The organism is Bombilactobacillus thymidiniphilus (assembly GCF_023380245.1).
Taxonomy (GTDB): Bacteria; Bacillota; Bacilli; order Lactobacillales; family Lactobacillaceae; genus Bombilactobacillus; species Bombilactobacillus thymidiniphilus.
The window spans coordinates 1303893-1320774 of the sequence record NZ_CP093365.1; the positions used below are offsets into that span (position 1 = coordinate 1303893).

Here is a 16882-nt window from a genome sequence, read left to right on the forward strand (position 1 = left end):
ATGAAACAGTTGTAATTGTGATCCACAGCTGCAACCGCACATGGCTAGGTTTAAGCATAAGCGCCTAGCGTGGCGAGTCTAAGAATGGAGGTGTACACATGTACGCAATTATTGAAACTGGTGGCAAACAATATAAAGTTGAAGAAAATAAGCCGGTGTTTGTAGAAAAGTTGGATATTGAAGAAGGTCAAGAAGTTACTTTCGACAAAGTCTTATTAGTTGGTAGCCGTTCTATTACTGTCGGCACACCAACAATTTCTGGTGCAAAAGTTACTGGTACGGTGGAAAAACAAGGTCGTGAAAAGAAAGTTGTTACTTTCAAGTACAAGCCTAAAAAACATTCCCATACTAAAAAGGGTCATCGTCAACCTTATACTAAAGTAGTAATTAAGAAGATTGAAGTTTAATAATGATTAAGGCAACTTTCCATTGTAACGGTGCAGGGCATGTTACCAGCTATCAAATTAGTGGTCATGCACAATCTGGTCCTTATGGACAAGATATTGTCTGTGCGGCTGTTTCTGTTGTAAGTATTGGCACGATCAATTCGTTACAAGAAGTGGCTGGTGTCAACCCTCATTTTACAAGTAATGATCTTGATGGTGGTTTTTTGCAATGTGCTGTTGATTATCCCAAGATTACTGATGTAATGCAGCAGAATTCAGCGATAACTTTGATGGATAGTTGTTATCAAATTATGAAATCAATTGTTGCTAATTATAGTGATTTTATCCAAATAGAATTATTAACGTGATTGGAGGTCAAAAATATGTTAAAAATGAATTTACAATTCTTTGCTCACCATAAGGGGGGCGGATCCACTGCTAATGGTCGTGATTCAGCAGGTCGTCGTTTAGGTGCTAAACGTGCTGATGGTCAACAAATCAAGGCTGGTACGATTATTTATCGTCAACGTGGAACTAAGGTTCATCCAGGTGCCAATGTTGGTCGTGGTAGTGATGATACTTTGTTTGCTTTAAAGGCCGGCGTTGTTAAATTTGAGCGTTTGGGTCGTAGTAAGAAACAAGTATCTGTTATCACAGAAGATTAATATTTTAAAAGCCGCCGCAAGCGGCTTTTTTTATAGACTCAAAATAATGTGTTATCTTGCTTTTCAGTAGTATAAATTGATATAGTATAACTATTAGAATTAGGGAGTTTATTATGATTTCAGTTAATGAATTTAAAAATGGTTTAACCATCGAAGTTAATAATGATTTGTGGCGTATTGTTGAATTTCAACATGTCAAACCTGGTAAGGGTGGCGCTTTTGTACGTTCTAAATTAAAGAATTTACGTACTGGTGCAGTTCAAGACAAGACTTTCCGCTCCACAGAAAAAGTTGAACAAGCTCAGATTGATAATAATAAGATGCAATATTTATATGCTGAAGGTGACAGCTATGTTTTTATGGACACGACAACTTATGAGCAATTGTCTTTACCTAGTGAAAATATGGGTGATGCTTTGAATTATTTAACCGAAAATATGGAAGTTAATATCATCATGCATGGTGGGGAAACTCTAGGGATTGAAGTACCTAAAGTGGTTGATTTAAAAGTTGCTGCCACAGAACCAGGTATTAAAGGTGATACTTCTTCTGGAGGTAGTAAGCCAGCAACCATGGAAACGGGTCTAGTAGTACAAGTGCCGTTTTTTGTCAACGAAGGCGACTTATTAACTATTAATACCGCTGATGGCAGTTATAGTTCACGCGCTAGCAAATAAATTTAGCAAGGAGCTTTAGGATGACTACTAATAATAAGTATGTAGCGATTGATGCAAACCAAGATAATGGTGCTTTAGGGGAAATTAGTGTCTCCACCAATGTATTAGAAGTTTTACTAGGAACAGCAGCTTCTAAAGTGGCGGGTGTTTATGGCATGCGCGGAACTCTAGCAAACAATATTAACTCATTATTAGGTCGCCAAAATCGTGGTAAGGGCGTCGTTGTTTCTTATGGTGAAGATCGAATTTCAGCTGATGTTTATGTTTATCTAGAATATGGTGTTTCAGTACCTAAAGTAGCTTTAGCTTTGCAAAAAGAATTAAATCAACAATTAGAATATATGACCGATATGAAGTTGGCAGATGTTAATATTCATGTTGTGGGATTGGTAGCTCAAAAAATCAGTTCCCAGCAAATGTCAACGAAGATTAATTAGGAAAAGTGGAATTCAAGTGACTTTAAACAGACATAATGTGCGTGAAGTTGCATTTCAAGCGTTATTCATATTAAGTTCAATGCCCGAAATGAGTTCAGAAGAAGCTTTACGACAAGTTCTAGATTTATATGACGAAGAACAAATTCCCGAGTATTTACAATTTTTGATAACTGGTGTCAAAGAACAACAAGCTAATTTAGATGCTCAGATCACCCCTTATTTAAAAAAGGGGTGGACTTTGCAGCGAATTGGTCGAGCTGAAAGTGTTATTTTGCGGTTAGGATTGTTCGAAATCCAAAATAGTTCAGCTGTTCCTAATAAAGTAGCTATTAATGAGGCATTACAATTGGTTGATCAATACAGTGACCCATCCTCTAAAAAATTTGTGAATGCTATTTTGTCTCATTTTGTGAATGAAGTAATTGAATAAGATGTTATTAAGGTGCTGAAACATAATGTTACAGCACCTTTTTATCAGAGGTGATTAGATAGTGGATTTATTAGATGGAAAAAAGGCGGCACAATTAGCTGATCAAGAATTTAGCCAGCGTATAAATGATCTCAAGTTGATGGGAATTACACCAGGATTGGCAGTTATTTTGATTGGTAATGATTCTGCTAGCCAAGTATATGTACGTAATAAAAAACGTCGTGCACAAAAAGTGGGGATTAATTATCAACTTTTTCATTTGGCGGAAAATATTACTCAGACAGCTGTTTTGCAACTCATTAATAAATTGAATCATGATCCAGAAATTGATGGAATTATGGTGCAAATGCCAGTACCACCGCAAATTGATGCAGCAAAAGTTATGAATGCGATTGCTGTAGATAAAGATGTCGATGGTTTTAGTTTTGATAATATCGGACGCTTATGGTCCAATAATAGTGGTAATTTTCCAGCCACACCACGCGGTATTATACGTTTATTGCAACAATACGAAATTAGTGTTGCGCAAAAACATGTGGTCGTGGTGGGGCGAAGTAATATTGTTGGTCGCCCCATGGCTGGTTTATTATTGAATGCTGACGCCACAGTGACCATGGCTCATTCTAAAACTCCTAATTTAGCTGCGCTTACTAAACAAGCGGACATTTTAATTGTTGCTATTGGCCAGGCTGAATTTATTACTGCTGACTATGTTAAACCGCAATCCGTGGTGATTGACGTGGGAATGAATCATGATGTCACTGGTAAATTAGTCGGTGATGTTGATTTTAGTAGTGTCAGCCAAGTGGCTTCTATGTTGACACCGGTTCCTGGCGGGGTTGGTCCAATGACTATTACTGGTCTTTTGGAACAAGTAATTATTTTAGCAGAAAAAAGAGCGTAATTATGGGTGTAAATGATTATTTAACTGTTAGTGCTTTGACGCAATATTTGAAACGTAAATTTACTGCTGATCCGTATTTAAAACGGGTTTATTTAACAGGCGAAATTTCCAATTTTCGTCTTCGACCACGACATCAATATTTTTCTTTAAAAGATCAACATGCCAAAATTTCTGCTATTATGTTTCAAAATGCTTTTCAAAAAATTAAATTTCGTCCTGAAGAAGGGATGAAGGTTCTAGTGGTTGGTTATGTATCGCTATATGAAGCCAACGGACAATATCAAATTTATGTTGAACAAATGCAACCTGATGGTGTTGGTGCATTGTATCAAGCTTTTGAACAATTAAAAACTAAGTTAAAAGCTGAAGGTGTTTTTGCGCTACCTAAAAAAGCTATTCCGTCATTTCCACGACGCATTGCAGTAATTACAAGTGCTTCGGGTGCCGTAATTCGTGATATTATAACAACTGTGCAAAGACGTTTTCCCATTGCACAAATTGTTTTATTTCCTGCGCAAGTTCAAGGGGAAAGTGCTGCTAATAGCTTAGTAGAACGCTTACAGCAAGTTAATCAACAAGGTGACTTTGACACGATTATCATTGGTCGTGGTGGTGGTTCGATAGAAGATTTATGGCCATTTAATGAAGAGCGTGTTGCACGAGCAATTTTAAATTCATCGATTCCTGTGATCTCATCTGTTGGTCATGAAACAGATACGACAATTGCTGACTATGTGGCTGATTTGCGGGCACCAACACCTACAGCGGCAGCAGAATTAGCCACACCGGTTTTACAAGATCTAATTTTACAAATCCGCAACCTACGTCTGCAATTGTTTCAAATTTTAAAAAATTATTTAGCACGCCAACGCCAACATTTGCGTTTTTATCAAGATAATTATCTATTGCAAAATCCGCGCCGTTTATATCAAGATTATTTACAACGTGTAGATCAATTGACGGTCAAGTTAGGCAATCAATTTGCGCAAATCGTGCAAAAAAATAATCAAAAGTTTCAATTGCTGCAGCAAAGTTTACGACATTATCAGCCTGATCTTAGTTATCGTCAACAATTGGTAATGAATAATAATAAAAATTTATTAGATTATTATCGTAATTATTTAAAGCATTGCCGTCAAAACAGTCAATTATTAGTCAGTGGTTTAGATGATTTGAGCCCTTTAAAGACTTTAAAACGTGGTTATGCTGTTGTTCAACAAGAAGAACGAATTTTAACCAAAGTAGCTGATGTTAAGACAGAACAACAACTGCAAATCCGATTAAGTGATGGAATAATTAAGGCACAAGTAGTACAAGTTGAGGAAGAAAAAAATGACTGAAAAAAAGCAGAGTTTTGAAGATAATTTAAATGAGTTACAACAAATTGTTGAGCAATTGCAACAAGGTGATATTCCGTTGGAAAAAGCGATGGATCAATTTCAAAAAGGTGTTAAATTAAGCAAAAAATTAGAACAAACTTTGACAGAAGCTGAAAACAAGCTTACACAAGTTGTGGATGAAGATGGCGGAACTTCTACTTTTAATTTACCTGCTGATGATAAACGAGATGAAACAGATGAATGAAAATTTTCAAAAATTACAAGATCAATATTTGTCAGATTTCAATGCTTATTTGCAGCAGCAATTAAGCAAGGAAGTTGTCAATCCGGAATTACAAGAAGGTATGCTCTATTCATTAAATGCTGGTGGCAAAAGACTGAGACCGTTACTATTTTTAGCTACTTTGAGTTCCCTTTGTCCACGGCGGGATTTAACTTCATATTTTCGCATTGCTGGTGCGCTGGAATTAGTTCATACGTATTCTTTAATTCATGATGATTTGCCAGAGATGGACAATGATGACTATCGTCGAGGAAAATTAACTAATCATCGCCAATTTACAGTCGGTCGGGCGGTTTTGGCCGGAGATGCTTTGTTGACGCAAGCTTTTTTATGGTTGACAGATAATAATTTAACGTCAGCAATTCAAACGAGCTTGGTTAAGATATTGGCTGAAAAAGCTGGTGCTCAGGGAATGGTTGCTGGTCAGATGACTGATATTGTGCATACTGGCGAACAGTTATCACTAGTACAAATCCAACAATTAGATCGTCAAAAAACTGGCGCTTTAATCACAGCAGCTGTACAGATGGGTGCTGTTTGTGCTCAGGCTGATGTTAATATACAACGGCATTTGATCAATTTCGCACAAAAATTTGGACTTGCTTTTCAAATTTTTGATGATTTATTGGATTTAACTAGTGATAGTCAAACAATGGGTAAAGCGGTAGGAAAAGACATTGCTGCTGGTAAAAATACTTATCCAAAACTATTGGGCTTAACGCAAGCACGCGATCAATTGCGAAGTTTAGTTCAGGCTGCTCATGCTGAATTGACAGCAATTGATTTGCAAAATAGTGTTTTGGATTCAACTTTAACGTACTTTGAATTAAAGGAGTCGAATGGATGAATACTAAAAAGCAGCGGGTTGATGTTTTAGTGGTCGAACAAGGTTTGACTGCATCGCGCGAACAAGCTAAGCGTGCCATTATGGCTGGTGAAGTTTATAATGACGTCAATTTACGATTAGATAAACCCGGTGAAAAAATTGCTGGTGATAGTCACTTGCATTTAAAGGTTAGTAAGCATCCTAATTTTGTCGGTCGTGGTGCTTTTAAGTTAGTCAAGGCTTTAGAAGTGTTCGATATTAACTTACAAGATAAGTTGTGTTTAGATATTGGAGCTTCCACGGGTGGTTTTACGGATGTTGCTCTGCAAAATAAAGCTCGTGGGGTTTATGCTTTAGATGTTGGCTATAATCAATTAGCATGGAAATTACGTACTGATAATCGTGTTCAAGTCATGGAACGTGTTAATTTTAGGTATAGTAAGCCAACTGACTTTGATTTAGGCTTACCTGAATTTGCAATGACAGATGTGTCTTTTATATCTTTGAAATTGATTTTGCCACCATTACAAGCAATTTTATTGCCCGAACATGATGCTGTTTGTTTAATTAAGCCACAATTTGAAGCTGGTAAAGAGAAAGTTGGAAAAAATGGGATTGTCCGTGACCCTAAAGTCCATCAAGCAGTGTTAAATGAGATTGTGGAATTTGCCATTGACCATAATTATGATGTTTTAGGTTTGGATTTTTCACCGATTACTGGTAGTGAAGGCAATATTGAATTTTTAATTCATTTGAAATTGGCGCAACAACAGGGCAAAATTGATGAGCATATTGATATTGATCAAGTTATTCAAAATGCTCATCAGCAATTAAAATCCAAATAATGGGGGTAAATCGTGCTACAAGAATTGATTATTCAAGATTTTGCAATCATTGAAAAAATTGATGTCAACTTTGAAAATGGTTTAACTGCTTTAACTGGTGAAACTGGTGCCGGTAAATCAATTATTATTGATGCTCTAGGATTATTAGTTGGAACCCGTGGTTTGAGCGAGTATGTTCGTACGCAGTCACAAAAAGCTGTTGTTCAAGGAATGTTTACAATTGATACGGTTAATCAAGCGACAATTAGTGGGCTGTGTCAAGATCTCGGGCTAGATTTTAGTGATAATACTTTGATTGTGAAGCGTGAACTGCATAAAAATGGTCGCAATGTTTGTCGGATTAATGACCAATTAGTTTCTGTAGCAACTTTAAGACGTTTAGGACGCTATTTAATTGATTTAAGTGGGCAAAATCAAAGTCAGCGGTTATTAGATCCTGCCACCCATTTAGAATTATTAGATCAATTTGGTCATCAGCAAATTAATCCTTTGTTAAAAACATATCAGACTACGTACGCCACTTATTGCTCATTAAAAAAGCAATTAACACAAGTACAAACTAATGCCCGCCAGCGGGCACAAGAAATTGATATGTTGCAATTTCAAGTTCAAGAAATTACCGCTGCTCATTTGCAACCAGATGAAGAAGAGCGTTTACAAGCGCAGCAATTACAGTTAGCTAACTTTGAAAAAATCAACCAAGTTTTACAAACAATTTATAATGAATTGGGTGGTAATGATGGTAATTTAGTCGAACGATTAGGGCAGTTAGTGAAGCAAATGCAGTCTATTAGTGAGTTTGCTTCAGTTTACGCTAGTCTGGCGTCGCAATTGTCAGGCGCTTATTATGACTTACAAGATAGCCAAGATCAGATTTTACAACAATTGGATGAGCAAGATTTTGATAGTCAGCAGTTAGAGGAAGTTGAACAACGCTTACAATTAATTAATAATTTAGAAAAAAAATATGGTGCTACATTGCCAGAGGTACTTGCTTTTGGACAAGCTGCCCAGCAACGTCTGCAAACTTTGCAACAGCAGATTCAAGATCCGAAAGTTTTGCAACAGCAATTAGAAAGTGTTCAAAAAGATTTGGCCCAGCAGGCTGTAGCTTTGACTGAACAACGTCAAAAAGTAGCGCACCAATTAACGGCATTGATTTTGCAACAATTAAAGTCAATGTACATGGATAAAACATTATTTGAAGTGCATTTTACGCCGCAAGATTATACTAATATGGGTAATCAAGCTGTGGAATTTTATCTACAAACTAATCCTGGAGAGGATTTTAAGCCTTTAGCGAAAATTGCTTCTGGTGGTGAATTAGCGCGTATTATGTTAGCTTTAAAAACTATATTGGCACAATACCAACATGTTGAAACGCTAGTTTTTGATGAGATTGATACCGGAGTTAGCGGACGTGTGGCTCAAGCTATTGGTGATCAAATGCGTCAACTTGCTGATCAAATGCAGGTTCTATGTATTACACATTTGCCGCAAGTGGCAGCTGACAGTCAACAACAATATTTAGTACAAAAAAAGGTCGTTGGGCAAAAAACGCAAACACAAGTTATTCCCCTAGATCAAAAACAACGTGTTGAGGTTATTGCGCAAATGCTTGAAGGAACTAAAGTTACTGCATTGACGCGCCAACATGCGCAAGAATTATTACGGTTAGCGCAACATTAGAAGATTGCTTATTTAATGAAGATTACTACTCTTGAAAAAAGATGCTAATTGTTGCACTATAGTAGGTAAATATTTTATCTAAAAGGGTGTCAGTATGTCTTTGGAAAAAGGTATGTTAATTGTGTTATCCGGTCCTTCAGGTGTTGGTAAAGGAACGGTTCGTAAAGCGATGTTGCAAGATTCCAATATCAAGTTTGAATATTCAGTTTCGATGACAACACGCAACATTCGACCTGGGGAAAAAGATGGCGTAGACTATTTTTTTAGTAGTAAAGAGTCATTTGAAGCAGAAATTGCAAATGGCGGTATGTTAGAATATGCTAAATACGTGGACAATTATTATGGCACGCCATTGCGACGAGTGCAAGAAACCTTGGCTAATGGGACAGATGTTTTTTTAGAAATTGAGGTTAATGGTGCCATGCAAGTGCGTGAAAAAATGCCAGATGGGGTATTTATTTTTTTAACACCACCTGACTTAGCTAGTCTAAGGAGTCGGATAACTGGACGCGGTTCTGAAGATCAAACTACAATTGATAAGCGCATGGAAAAAGCTAGACAAGAAATAAAAATGATGTCAAACTATGACTATGCTGTAGTTAATGATGAAGTTTCTTTAGCTGTGAAGCGTATTGAACAGATTATTAAAAGTGAGCATTTGCGAGTGCCCCGCGTTATTGGGAGTTATTATAAAATGATTGGAGACAAATAATAATGATTTCTTATCCTTCGATTGATAAATTATTAGATAGTGTGAATTCACGTTATTCTTTAGCTGTTTTATCAGCTAAAAGAGCTCATGAAATTGAAGATGGCGATTCTAAAATGTTAGCTAGTTATGAGTCACCACGTTATGTAGGCAAAGCTTTAGAAGAGATTGCTGATGGTAAAGTTAAAGTTGATCCAAAATCGATTTTGTCGGAAAGAGTCGCTGAGGAAGTTGACTTAATTGAAGAAACAAAACGTGAGCGTTCTGAAGATTTAACAGATGACGAATAGTTTTTCTCCATTAAGATGATTAATCTAATGGAGCTTTTTTTTTAGAGAGGTGGCAAATTTGTACGCGCAAGTAATTGTTGATGTGCCTACTCAACAAACGGACCACACTTTTGACTACATTGTCCCAGATGCTTTGGTACAAGCTGTTGTCCCGGGGATACGGGTAGCTGTTCCTTTTGGTCGCGGTCAAAGGCTAGTGCAAGGTTTTGTAATTACAACTAGTAATACTAGTTCTTTTGCTAAGCAAGCTAAGGCTATTGATCATGTTTTAGATTTCGCACCGGTATTGAATACTGAATTATTAGATCTATCACGTTGGTTAGCATACCAGTCATTTGCTTTTCGGATTTCTTGTTTGCAAACAATGTTACCTAATGTCATGCGAGCTAAATATCATAAAATAGCTGTTGCCCAAGATCCAACACTACAAAAATCAACTTTTTTTAACGGGCAAAACCAGTTAATCCTTGACGATAAATTGTCTTTAGCTACGCAACGCCAAATTGTCATTTGGCAAAAAGAAAATAAGATCACCCTAAAATATCAGGTACAGGATCAAGCTAAACACGTTCAACAATGGTTTTTGATGCGAGCAGATTTAGATTATGCCGAACTTTTAACGACGATCAATACAAGAGCCAAAAGACAACGTCAGCTGATTGAATTGTTTTGCAACCCTACACTAAAAAAAATTAGTTTTACTAAGTTGCAACAACAATATCACATTGATCGTTCTGTAATTAATAAGGCGGTAAATAATCATTGGTTTACTAAAAAACAAGAAATAGTTTTACGTAATCCTAATAGTGAGCCAATTTCAAAGACAACTGCCAAAAAATTAACCGCAGAGCAAGATAATGCTTTACAACAAATTATTAATGCTAAAAAACCGGTTTTGCTAGAAGGAGTCACAGGTAGTGGTAAAACGGAAGTTTACCTCCAAACTATTGAACATTATTTAAAGCAGGGTAAAACTGCTTTGATGTTGGTACCGGAAATTTCTTTGACACCACAGATGGTTGAACAAGTCCGCGGTCGTTTTGGGAGCGCTGTAGCAGTTTTACACAGCGGTTTGTCTAAAGGTGAGCGTTATGATGAATGGTCGAAAATTGAAGCTAAACAAGTACAAGTAGTGGTGGGAGCACGTTCAGCGGTGTTTGCACCCTTAACTAATTTAGGTGTCATCATTATTGATGAGGAACATGAAACTAGTTATAAGCAAAATGATAATCCTCGATATCATGCGCGTTCGGTTGCTTTGTGGCGCGGTCGTTACCATAATTGTACAGTTATTTTAGGCAGTGCCACACCTAGTTTGGAATCGCGTGCTCGGGGGCAAAAAGGAGTCTATCAACTTGTACAATTGCCCCATCGTGTGGCTAATCAAGAACTCCCTCCAGTTGAAATAGTTGATATGCGTCAAAGTGAAAATTTAACAGAGCAGCTAGAATTGTCTAAGCCTTTGGTTAAAGCTATTGCTTTGAATTTAGAAAACAAGGAACAGACAATTTTACTTTTAAATCGGCGCGGTTTTGCCTCATTTGTTCTGTGTCGTCAGTGCGGTTTTGTGCCACAATGTCCTAACTGTGATGTGTCATTAACCGTGCATCTTCAACAACATAATTTAGTTTGTCATTATTGTGGTTTTAAGCGTGCTATTGAGCACCAATGTCGTCAATGTAAAAGTACTAAGTTGCGTTATAGCGGTACTGGTACGCAAAAAATTGAGCAACAATTGCAACAAATGTTTACTGATGCCAAAATTATTCGTATGGATAATGATACGACCACTAAAAAAGGTTCCCATCAACGATTATTGCGACAATTTGCGACGCAAGGTGACATTTTATTAGGAACGCAGATGATTGCCAAGGGGTTAGATTTTCCTAATGTGACTTTAGTAGGAGTCATAAATGCCGATACGGGCTTAAATGTGAATGATTTTCGTTCTAGTGAGCAGACATTTCAGCTATTAACCCAAGTTAGTGGTCGTGCTGGTCGGTCGCAAAAAGCAGGCCGGGTATTTATTCAAACTTATAATCCAGATAATGCAGCGATCATATTGGCAGCTCAGCAAAATTATGAGCTTTTTTATCAGCGTGAAATGCAATTTCGACATCAAGCAGCTTATCCGCCTTATTTTTATTTGATTAAAGTTACTGTGTCGCATCGTTATCAAGCACAAGCCTTGAAGATGGCTTATAATATAATTAAACAAATTAAGCCGGTTTTAAAGACACGTGAGCAATTATTGGGGCCCACGCAACCGCCAATTGGACGTATCAAACAGCGTTATTATTATCAAATTATAATTAAATATCGACAAAATGAGCAGTTATTTACCGCATTGCACCAATTATTGAATGAGGTTCAGAGTTATCAAAAAAGAGGCTTCTTAGTGGCAATTGACAACGAAGCTCAACAATTGGAGTAAAAAATGACAAAAATAATTTTTATGGGTACACCGGATTTTTCTAAAACAGTTTTGGCAGGTTTAGTTGACGCTGGCTATGAAATTGCTGCAGTTGTTACGCAACCTGATCATCTTGTTGGCCGACAAAAAAAGTTGCATAGTTCGCCAGTTAAACAATATGCTCAAGAGCATGATTTTTTGGTTTTGCAACCGGAAAAAATTAGTGGTAGTCCAGAAATGGAACAACTAATATCTTTAAAAGCTGATTTGATTATTACGGCAGCTTTTGGACAATTTTTACCAACTAAATTATTGAATTCTGCTCAAATCGCAGCAATTAATGTGCATGGATCTTTGTTACCACGTAATCGAGGCGGTGCACCGATTCAAAGAGCTATCATGAATGGCGATCAGCAAACAGGTATCACTATTATGTATATGGCAGCTAAAATGGATGCTGGTGACATGATTGCTCAAGAAGCTATTGATATTTTGCCAACGGATACGACAGGTGATTTATTCGCCAAATTAAGTGTAATCGGTCGGGATTTGTTGTTGCAAGTCTTACCAGATATTATTGCTGGCACTAATGACCGGCAAGTGCAGGATGAATCTTTAGTTACAGTAACACCCAATATTTCTGCTGCAGAAGAAAAAATTGATATTACTAAATCAGCATTAATAATTAATCGTCAAGTTAGAGGATTAAATCCGAATCCTGGTGCTTACTTGAATTTAAACGGTGTCCGTACCAAGATTTATCAAACTGTAATTGGCACCGCTAAAACGACTGCTACACCTGGTACTGTGGTTGAACGTACTAAAAAGCAATTAGGTATCGCTACAGGTGATCAAACTGTATTATTTTTAACGGAAATTCAACTAGCTGGCAAATCAAATATGCCGATAGCTGCTTTTTTGAATGGCAAAGGAAAGGATATTCAAATTGGCGATCACATCATCGACTAACAATAATCCGCGTTACTGGGCAACTAAGATTTTAACGCAAGTAACAAAAGGTGCAGGTTACTCCAATTTACTAATTAATCAAACTGTCCACGAACAGCAATTTAGTGACAAAGATCAGCGACTAATGGTGCAGTTAGTGTATGGCGTTTTGCAACATAAATTGACCTTGGATTATTATTTGGAACCTTATTTAAAAGGCAAACAAATAGCCGAGTGGGTGCAAAATTTATTGCGAGTTGCAGTATATCAAATGGTCTACTTGGACAAAATTCCCGCACACGCTATTTTTTATGAGGCAACTCAAATTGCTAAAGAATTAGGTAACATTGGTCTTAGTAAATTAGTCACTGCTGTGCTACGCAATTTGCAACGTCATAAGTGGCGTAGTTTTTCTACTTTGGCACCAAAAACACGTTTGAGTATCGAATATAGTATTCCATATTGGATTGTAGAGCAACTGGAACAACAAGTTGGTTTAGTTAAAACCGAGTCAATTTTGAAGAGCTTAAATCAACCGCCAAAAACTTCTATTCGTGTTAATACTGCTAAAATAGCTGTTGATGAATTGCAACAAGAGTTAGATAAAGATGATTTGTCGACTACTCAAAGTCAGTTAACACCTGAAGGATTAGTAGGTGAGCATGGTTTTGCTGCAGGAACGCAATGGTTTCAAGCTGGTTTTTGTACGGTTCAGGATGAAAGTTCTATGTTAGTAGCTCCAGCTTTACAGCTGCAATCTGATAGTCGAGTTTTGGATGCTTGTGCGGCTCCTGGTGGCAAGACTACTCAAATTGCTAGTTATCTTGGTTCTGAAGGTCAAGTTATTGCCTTAGATTTACATGCTAAGAAGGTCAAGTTGATTGAACAAAATGCCAAACGTTTAGGCTTGCTGGAGAAAATACAAGCAAAAGCTTTAGATGCGCGGCAAGTTGGTAATGAGTTTGAAGCAGCGAGTTTTGATCGTATTTTAGTTGATGCACCTTGTTCGGGTTTTGGCTTAATGCGACGAAAGCCTGAAATACGTTATGAGCGTGATTTGTTTGATTGTCAAAATCTATCCAAAATTCAAAGTGATATTTTAGAAGCCGTAGCTCCGTTATTGAAAGTCAATGGATTGTTGGTTTATAGTACTTGTACAATTTTTGATGTTGAAAATCAGCAGGTTATTACCAAATTTTTAGCTAAACATCCTGATTTTCAGTTAGTTCCGGTGAAAACGATGAACGATTTGCCTTCAATTAAACGTGATGGTTTTATTAAAATATATCCGGATGATTATCAAACAGATGGCTTTTTCATTGCTTGTTTGAAAAAAGTGAGGTAAATAATGCAAATTGCTTTTAGCACTGATGTAGGCCGTAGGCGGCAAAGTAATCAGGATTATGTTCAAGTGTATCGTAATCAAGCTGGAGTTATTTTTGCTGCTGTAGCTGACGGTATGGGGGGGCATCGTGGTGGTGACGTAGCTTCTGATATGGTTATCAATCATTTTGGCACAGTTTTTGAGCAAACTGATTTGGTAGATGTACACCAAATTGCCCGCTGGGCCAACGATTTTTTAACAACGGAAAATGAACGGATCATACAAACTGCACAAGAAAAAACAGAACTTTCAGGTATGGGAACTACTATTGTAGGTGTTTTTATTGTGGATCAGCAAATGCTGGTTTTTAATGTGGGCGATAGTCGTTGTTACCTATTGACTGCTACTCATTTGCAACAGCTGAGTTTTGATCATTCATTAGTTAATGAATTGTTAGTTGCTGGCGAAATTACGCCACAAGAAGCGAAAGATTTTCCTAATAAAAACGTAATTACTCAAAGTTTGGGTGTTTCCTCAGGTGTTCAGCCAACTTTTGGCTTTTTTGATGTACCTAAAAATGCGCAGATTTTATTATGCAGTGATGGCTTAACCAACATGATAAATGACCAGCAAATTAAAACTATTTTACAAAAATCGATAACTGTCAAGCAAAAATGTAGTGCTTTGGTTAATGCTGCCAATCAAGCCGGCGGTTTGGATAATATTACAGCGCTAGTCATTGCAATAAATGATGACGATGAGGTGCAAGGTAATGATTAACAAAGGTGATCTAATTGCGGGGCGCTATAGAATTTTAGATACCTTAGGTGAAGGTGGCATGGCTAATGTTTATTTAGCTGAGGATACTTTCTTGCATCGCAAAGTAGCTTTAAAAAGTTTAAGACTTGATTTGACTGACAATAAGCAATTTCAAGAGCGCTTTAAGCGTGAATCGCAAGCTATGAGTAAATTATCCAGTCCTTACATTGTTAATATTTTAGATGTAGGTGATGATGATTTCTCTTATATTGTGATGGAGTATGTAGACGGTCCAAGCTTGAAAAAATATTTGCGGCAACATTATCCATTGGATTTGCCTGAAGTTGTCAGTCTAATGGAAGAAATTTTACAAGGTGTTATTGTAGCACACAATCATGGCATTATTCATCGTGATTTAAAATCACAAAATGTACTTTTAACACCGCAAAAACATGCTAAAGTGGCAGATTTTGGCATTGCTTTGGCGCTGGGAGATCAGTCGATTACGCAGTCAGATACGACGATAGGCTCAATTCATTATATGGCACCAGAAAGAGTGCGTGGAGCACAAGCTAATCAGCGTTCAGATATTTATGCACTAGGAATTATTTTGTTTGAGATGTTAATGGGGAAGTTGCCATTTGATGGTGATAACGCAATGGCGGTCGCTTTACAGCATTTCAATGATCAATTACCTAATATGCGTGCAATAAATCCCGATATTCCACAGGCTTTGGAGAACGTGGTACGTAAGGCAACAGCTAAAGATCTGACACAACGCTATAAATCGGTGCAAGAAATGGCACAGGATTTAAAAACATCATTAGATCCTGCTCGTAGTAAGGAGTCACCGTTACCGTTATCAGCGCTTAATAAGCCAGTTGACAATCGACAAACAAAAGTTTTGCCCAATTTGACTGCAGAGCAAACTGTTCCCCAAAGTAATAATTCTAAAATTAAAAAACCCTTTAAGAAATGGCGATTATGGTTATTGCTTGTTTTACTAGTTGTTTTATTGGTTGGTTTATTTTGGTATCCACGTAGAGAAGTGACTGTTCCAGACGTGGCTAATTTAACACAAGCGCAAGCACAAACCGTCTTAGGAAATTCAGGGTTAAAAGTACAACAAGTCGTTGGTATACATGATGTTAAAGTCGCTAAAGGTAGAATTATTCGTTCAGCACCTGCCGAAGGGTTACACTTAAAAAAGGGCACTAAGATTAAACTGGTTAAAAGCCTAGGACCTACCTTAAAAAAACTTCCCAATGTGCAAGGATTAAACTATTATGATGCCAAGAAAAAATTGCAACATGCCGGTTTTCGAGTGCAAAAAAAGCATCAATATTCTAATCAAGTAGCAGCTGGGTTAGTTGTAAAACAATCACCTTCTACCAGCAAACACCAAAAGGTTGCTCAAAATAAGATTATTAAGTTAACAGTTTCTTTAGGACAAAAGAATTATGGTTTTGTCATTAAGGACCTAGTTGGTTATAATTTGCGCGAAGTGCAAGATTATGCTAATGAAGAGGGATTGCAGTTAATTGTTAAAAATGCACCTTCCGCGACTGTTGATAAGGGATTAGTTATTGAGCAAAATCCTAGTCCAGGTACTACAGTCTTAAGAGGTTCACAACTGGAAGTAACAATTTCTTTAGGCAATAAAAGTACTCCAGTTCCTAATGATCATTCCAATGACACTGATAATAATGATAATTTACAAAATGTAGCACAGACTGTTAATATTCCTTATAACAATGCTAATTCTAGTGGCAATAATCAGGTGAAAATTTATTTAAAAGATGCGAACCATAGTTTAAGCAATGTTTACCAAAATTTGACTATTACAGCGGATACGCCAGTTACTCTTAATTTTCAATTAAATCATGGACAAGTGGGACAATATATAATTGAACGTGATGGGCAAACAATCGTATCGCAGACAGTGACGGCTAATTAA

At 37.1% G+C, this 16882-nt stretch carries 19 protein-coding genes and 1 other annotated feature; all 19 genes read left to right on the plus strand.

Features of this window, described 5'->3' with window-relative positions; genetic code table 11:
* Window positions 1-22 precede the first annotated feature (22 nt).
* Window positions 23-90 (plus strand) — a sequence feature (ribosomal protein L21 leader region).
* An 8-nt stretch (window positions 91-98) separates the two neighbouring features.
* The 19 genes from rplU (at window position 99) to pknB (ending at window position 16882) form a co-directional block, all read left to right on the plus strand.
* A complete protein-coding gene (gene rplU / locus MOO47_RS06630) occupies window positions 99-407 on the plus strand; it encodes a 50S ribosomal protein L21 (RefSeq protein ID WP_249512669.1) in 309 nt (102 codons plus the stop codon).
* A 2-nt stretch (window positions 408-409) separates the two neighbouring features.
* Complete coding sequence (locus MOO47_RS06635) at window positions 410-754, plus strand: ribosomal-processing cysteine protease Prp (protein ID WP_249512670.1); 345 nt, start codon at window positions 410-412, stop codon at window positions 752-754.
* A 15-nt stretch (window positions 755-769) separates the two neighbouring features.
* Window positions 770-1051 carry a 50S ribosomal protein L27 gene (gene rpmA, locus MOO47_RS06640; protein WP_249512671.1) on the plus strand — a complete coding sequence of 94 codons (282 nt, stop codon included), beginning with the start codon at window positions 770-772 and terminating at the stop codon, window positions 1049-1051.
* 113 nt (window positions 1052-1164) lie between these two features.
* Window positions 1165-1728 (plus strand): elongation factor P, encoded by a 564-nt coding sequence (gene efp, locus MOO47_RS06645; RefSeq protein ID WP_249512672.1) that lies wholly within the window; start codon window positions 1165-1167, stop codon window positions 1726-1728.
* 20 nt (window positions 1729-1748) lie between these two features.
* The gene (locus MOO47_RS06650) at window positions 1749-2165 is read left to right on the plus strand and encodes an Asp23/Gls24 family envelope stress response protein (protein WP_249512673.1); all 417 of its coding nucleotides are present in this window, start codon (window positions 1749-1751) and stop codon (window positions 2163-2165) included.
* Between the two features lie 16 nt (window positions 2166-2181).
* Entirely contained in the window at window positions 2182-2595 is a 414-nt protein-coding gene (nusB, locus tag MOO47_RS06655; protein ID WP_249512674.1) for a transcription antitermination factor NusB, read from the plus strand.
* A gap of 58 nt (window positions 2596-2653) precedes the next feature.
* On the plus strand, window positions 2654-3499 hold the full coding sequence (locus MOO47_RS06660) for a bifunctional 5,10-methylenetetrahydrofolate dehydrogenase/5,10-methenyltetrahydrofolate cyclohydrolase (RefSeq protein ID WP_249513562.1): 846 nt from the start codon (window positions 2654-2656) through the stop codon (window positions 3497-3499).
* A 2-nt stretch (window positions 3500-3501) separates the two neighbouring features.
* Window positions 3502-4839, plus strand: a complete 1338-nt coding sequence (xseA, locus tag MOO47_RS06665) for an exodeoxyribonuclease VII large subunit (RefSeq protein ID WP_249512675.1) — start codon at window positions 3502-3504, stop codon at window positions 4837-4839.
* Window positions 4832-5083 (plus strand): exodeoxyribonuclease VII small subunit, encoded by a 252-nt coding sequence (locus MOO47_RS06670; RefSeq protein ID WP_249512676.1) that lies wholly within the window; start codon window positions 4832-4834, stop codon window positions 5081-5083. The genes xseA and MOO47_RS06670 overlap by 8 nt, the downstream gene beginning before the upstream one ends.
* Complete coding sequence (locus tag MOO47_RS06675; RefSeq protein WP_249512677.1) at window positions 5076-5969, plus strand: polyprenyl synthetase family protein; 894 nt, start codon at window positions 5076-5078, stop codon at window positions 5967-5969. Before MOO47_RS06670 ends, MOO47_RS06675 begins: the two co-directional genes overlap by 8 nt.
* Window positions 5966-6793, plus strand: a complete 828-nt coding sequence (locus MOO47_RS06680; protein ID WP_249512678.1) for a TlyA family RNA methyltransferase — start codon at window positions 5966-5968, stop codon at window positions 6791-6793. The genes MOO47_RS06675 and MOO47_RS06680 overlap by 4 nt, the downstream gene beginning before the upstream one ends.
* Before the next feature lie 12 nt (window positions 6794-6805).
* Window positions 6806-8482, plus strand: a complete 1677-nt coding sequence (gene recN / locus MOO47_RS06685; protein ID WP_249512679.1) for a DNA repair protein RecN — start codon at window positions 6806-6808, stop codon at window positions 8480-8482.
* Between the two features lie 94 nt (window positions 8483-8576).
* Entirely contained in the window at window positions 8577-9194 is a 618-nt protein-coding gene (gene gmk, locus MOO47_RS06690; RefSeq protein ID WP_249512680.1) for a guanylate kinase, read from the plus strand.
* Window positions 9195-9196: 2 nt separating this feature from the next.
* Window positions 9197-9481, plus strand: coding sequence for a DNA-directed RNA polymerase subunit omega (gene rpoZ / locus MOO47_RS06695; RefSeq protein ID WP_249512681.1), 285 nt, complete (start codon window positions 9197-9199; stop codon window positions 9479-9481).
* A 58-nt stretch (window positions 9482-9539) separates the two neighbouring features.
* Window positions 9540-11915, plus strand: coding sequence for a primosomal protein N' (gene priA / locus MOO47_RS06700; RefSeq protein ID WP_396022031.1), 2376 nt, complete (start codon window positions 9540-9542; stop codon window positions 11913-11915).
* 3 nt (window positions 11916-11918) lie between these two features.
* A complete protein-coding gene (gene fmt, locus MOO47_RS06705) occupies window positions 11919-12863 on the plus strand; it encodes a methionyl-tRNA formyltransferase (RefSeq protein WP_249512683.1) in 945 nt (314 codons plus the stop codon).
* Window positions 12817-14187, plus strand: coding sequence for a 16S rRNA (cytosine(967)-C(5))-methyltransferase RsmB (rsmB, locus tag MOO47_RS06710; protein ID WP_249512684.1), 1371 nt, complete (start codon window positions 12817-12819; stop codon window positions 14185-14187). The genes fmt and rsmB overlap by 47 nt, the downstream gene beginning before the upstream one ends.
* A 3-nt stretch (window positions 14188-14190) precedes the next feature.
* Window positions 14191-14946, plus strand: coding sequence for a Stp1/IreP family PP2C-type Ser/Thr phosphatase (locus tag MOO47_RS06715; protein WP_249512685.1), 756 nt, complete (start codon window positions 14191-14193; stop codon window positions 14944-14946).
* Window positions 14939-16882, plus strand: a complete 1944-nt coding sequence (gene pknB / locus MOO47_RS06720) for a Stk1 family PASTA domain-containing Ser/Thr kinase (protein ID WP_249512686.1) — start codon at window positions 14939-14941, stop codon at window positions 16880-16882. The genes MOO47_RS06715 and pknB overlap by 8 nt, the downstream gene beginning before the upstream one ends.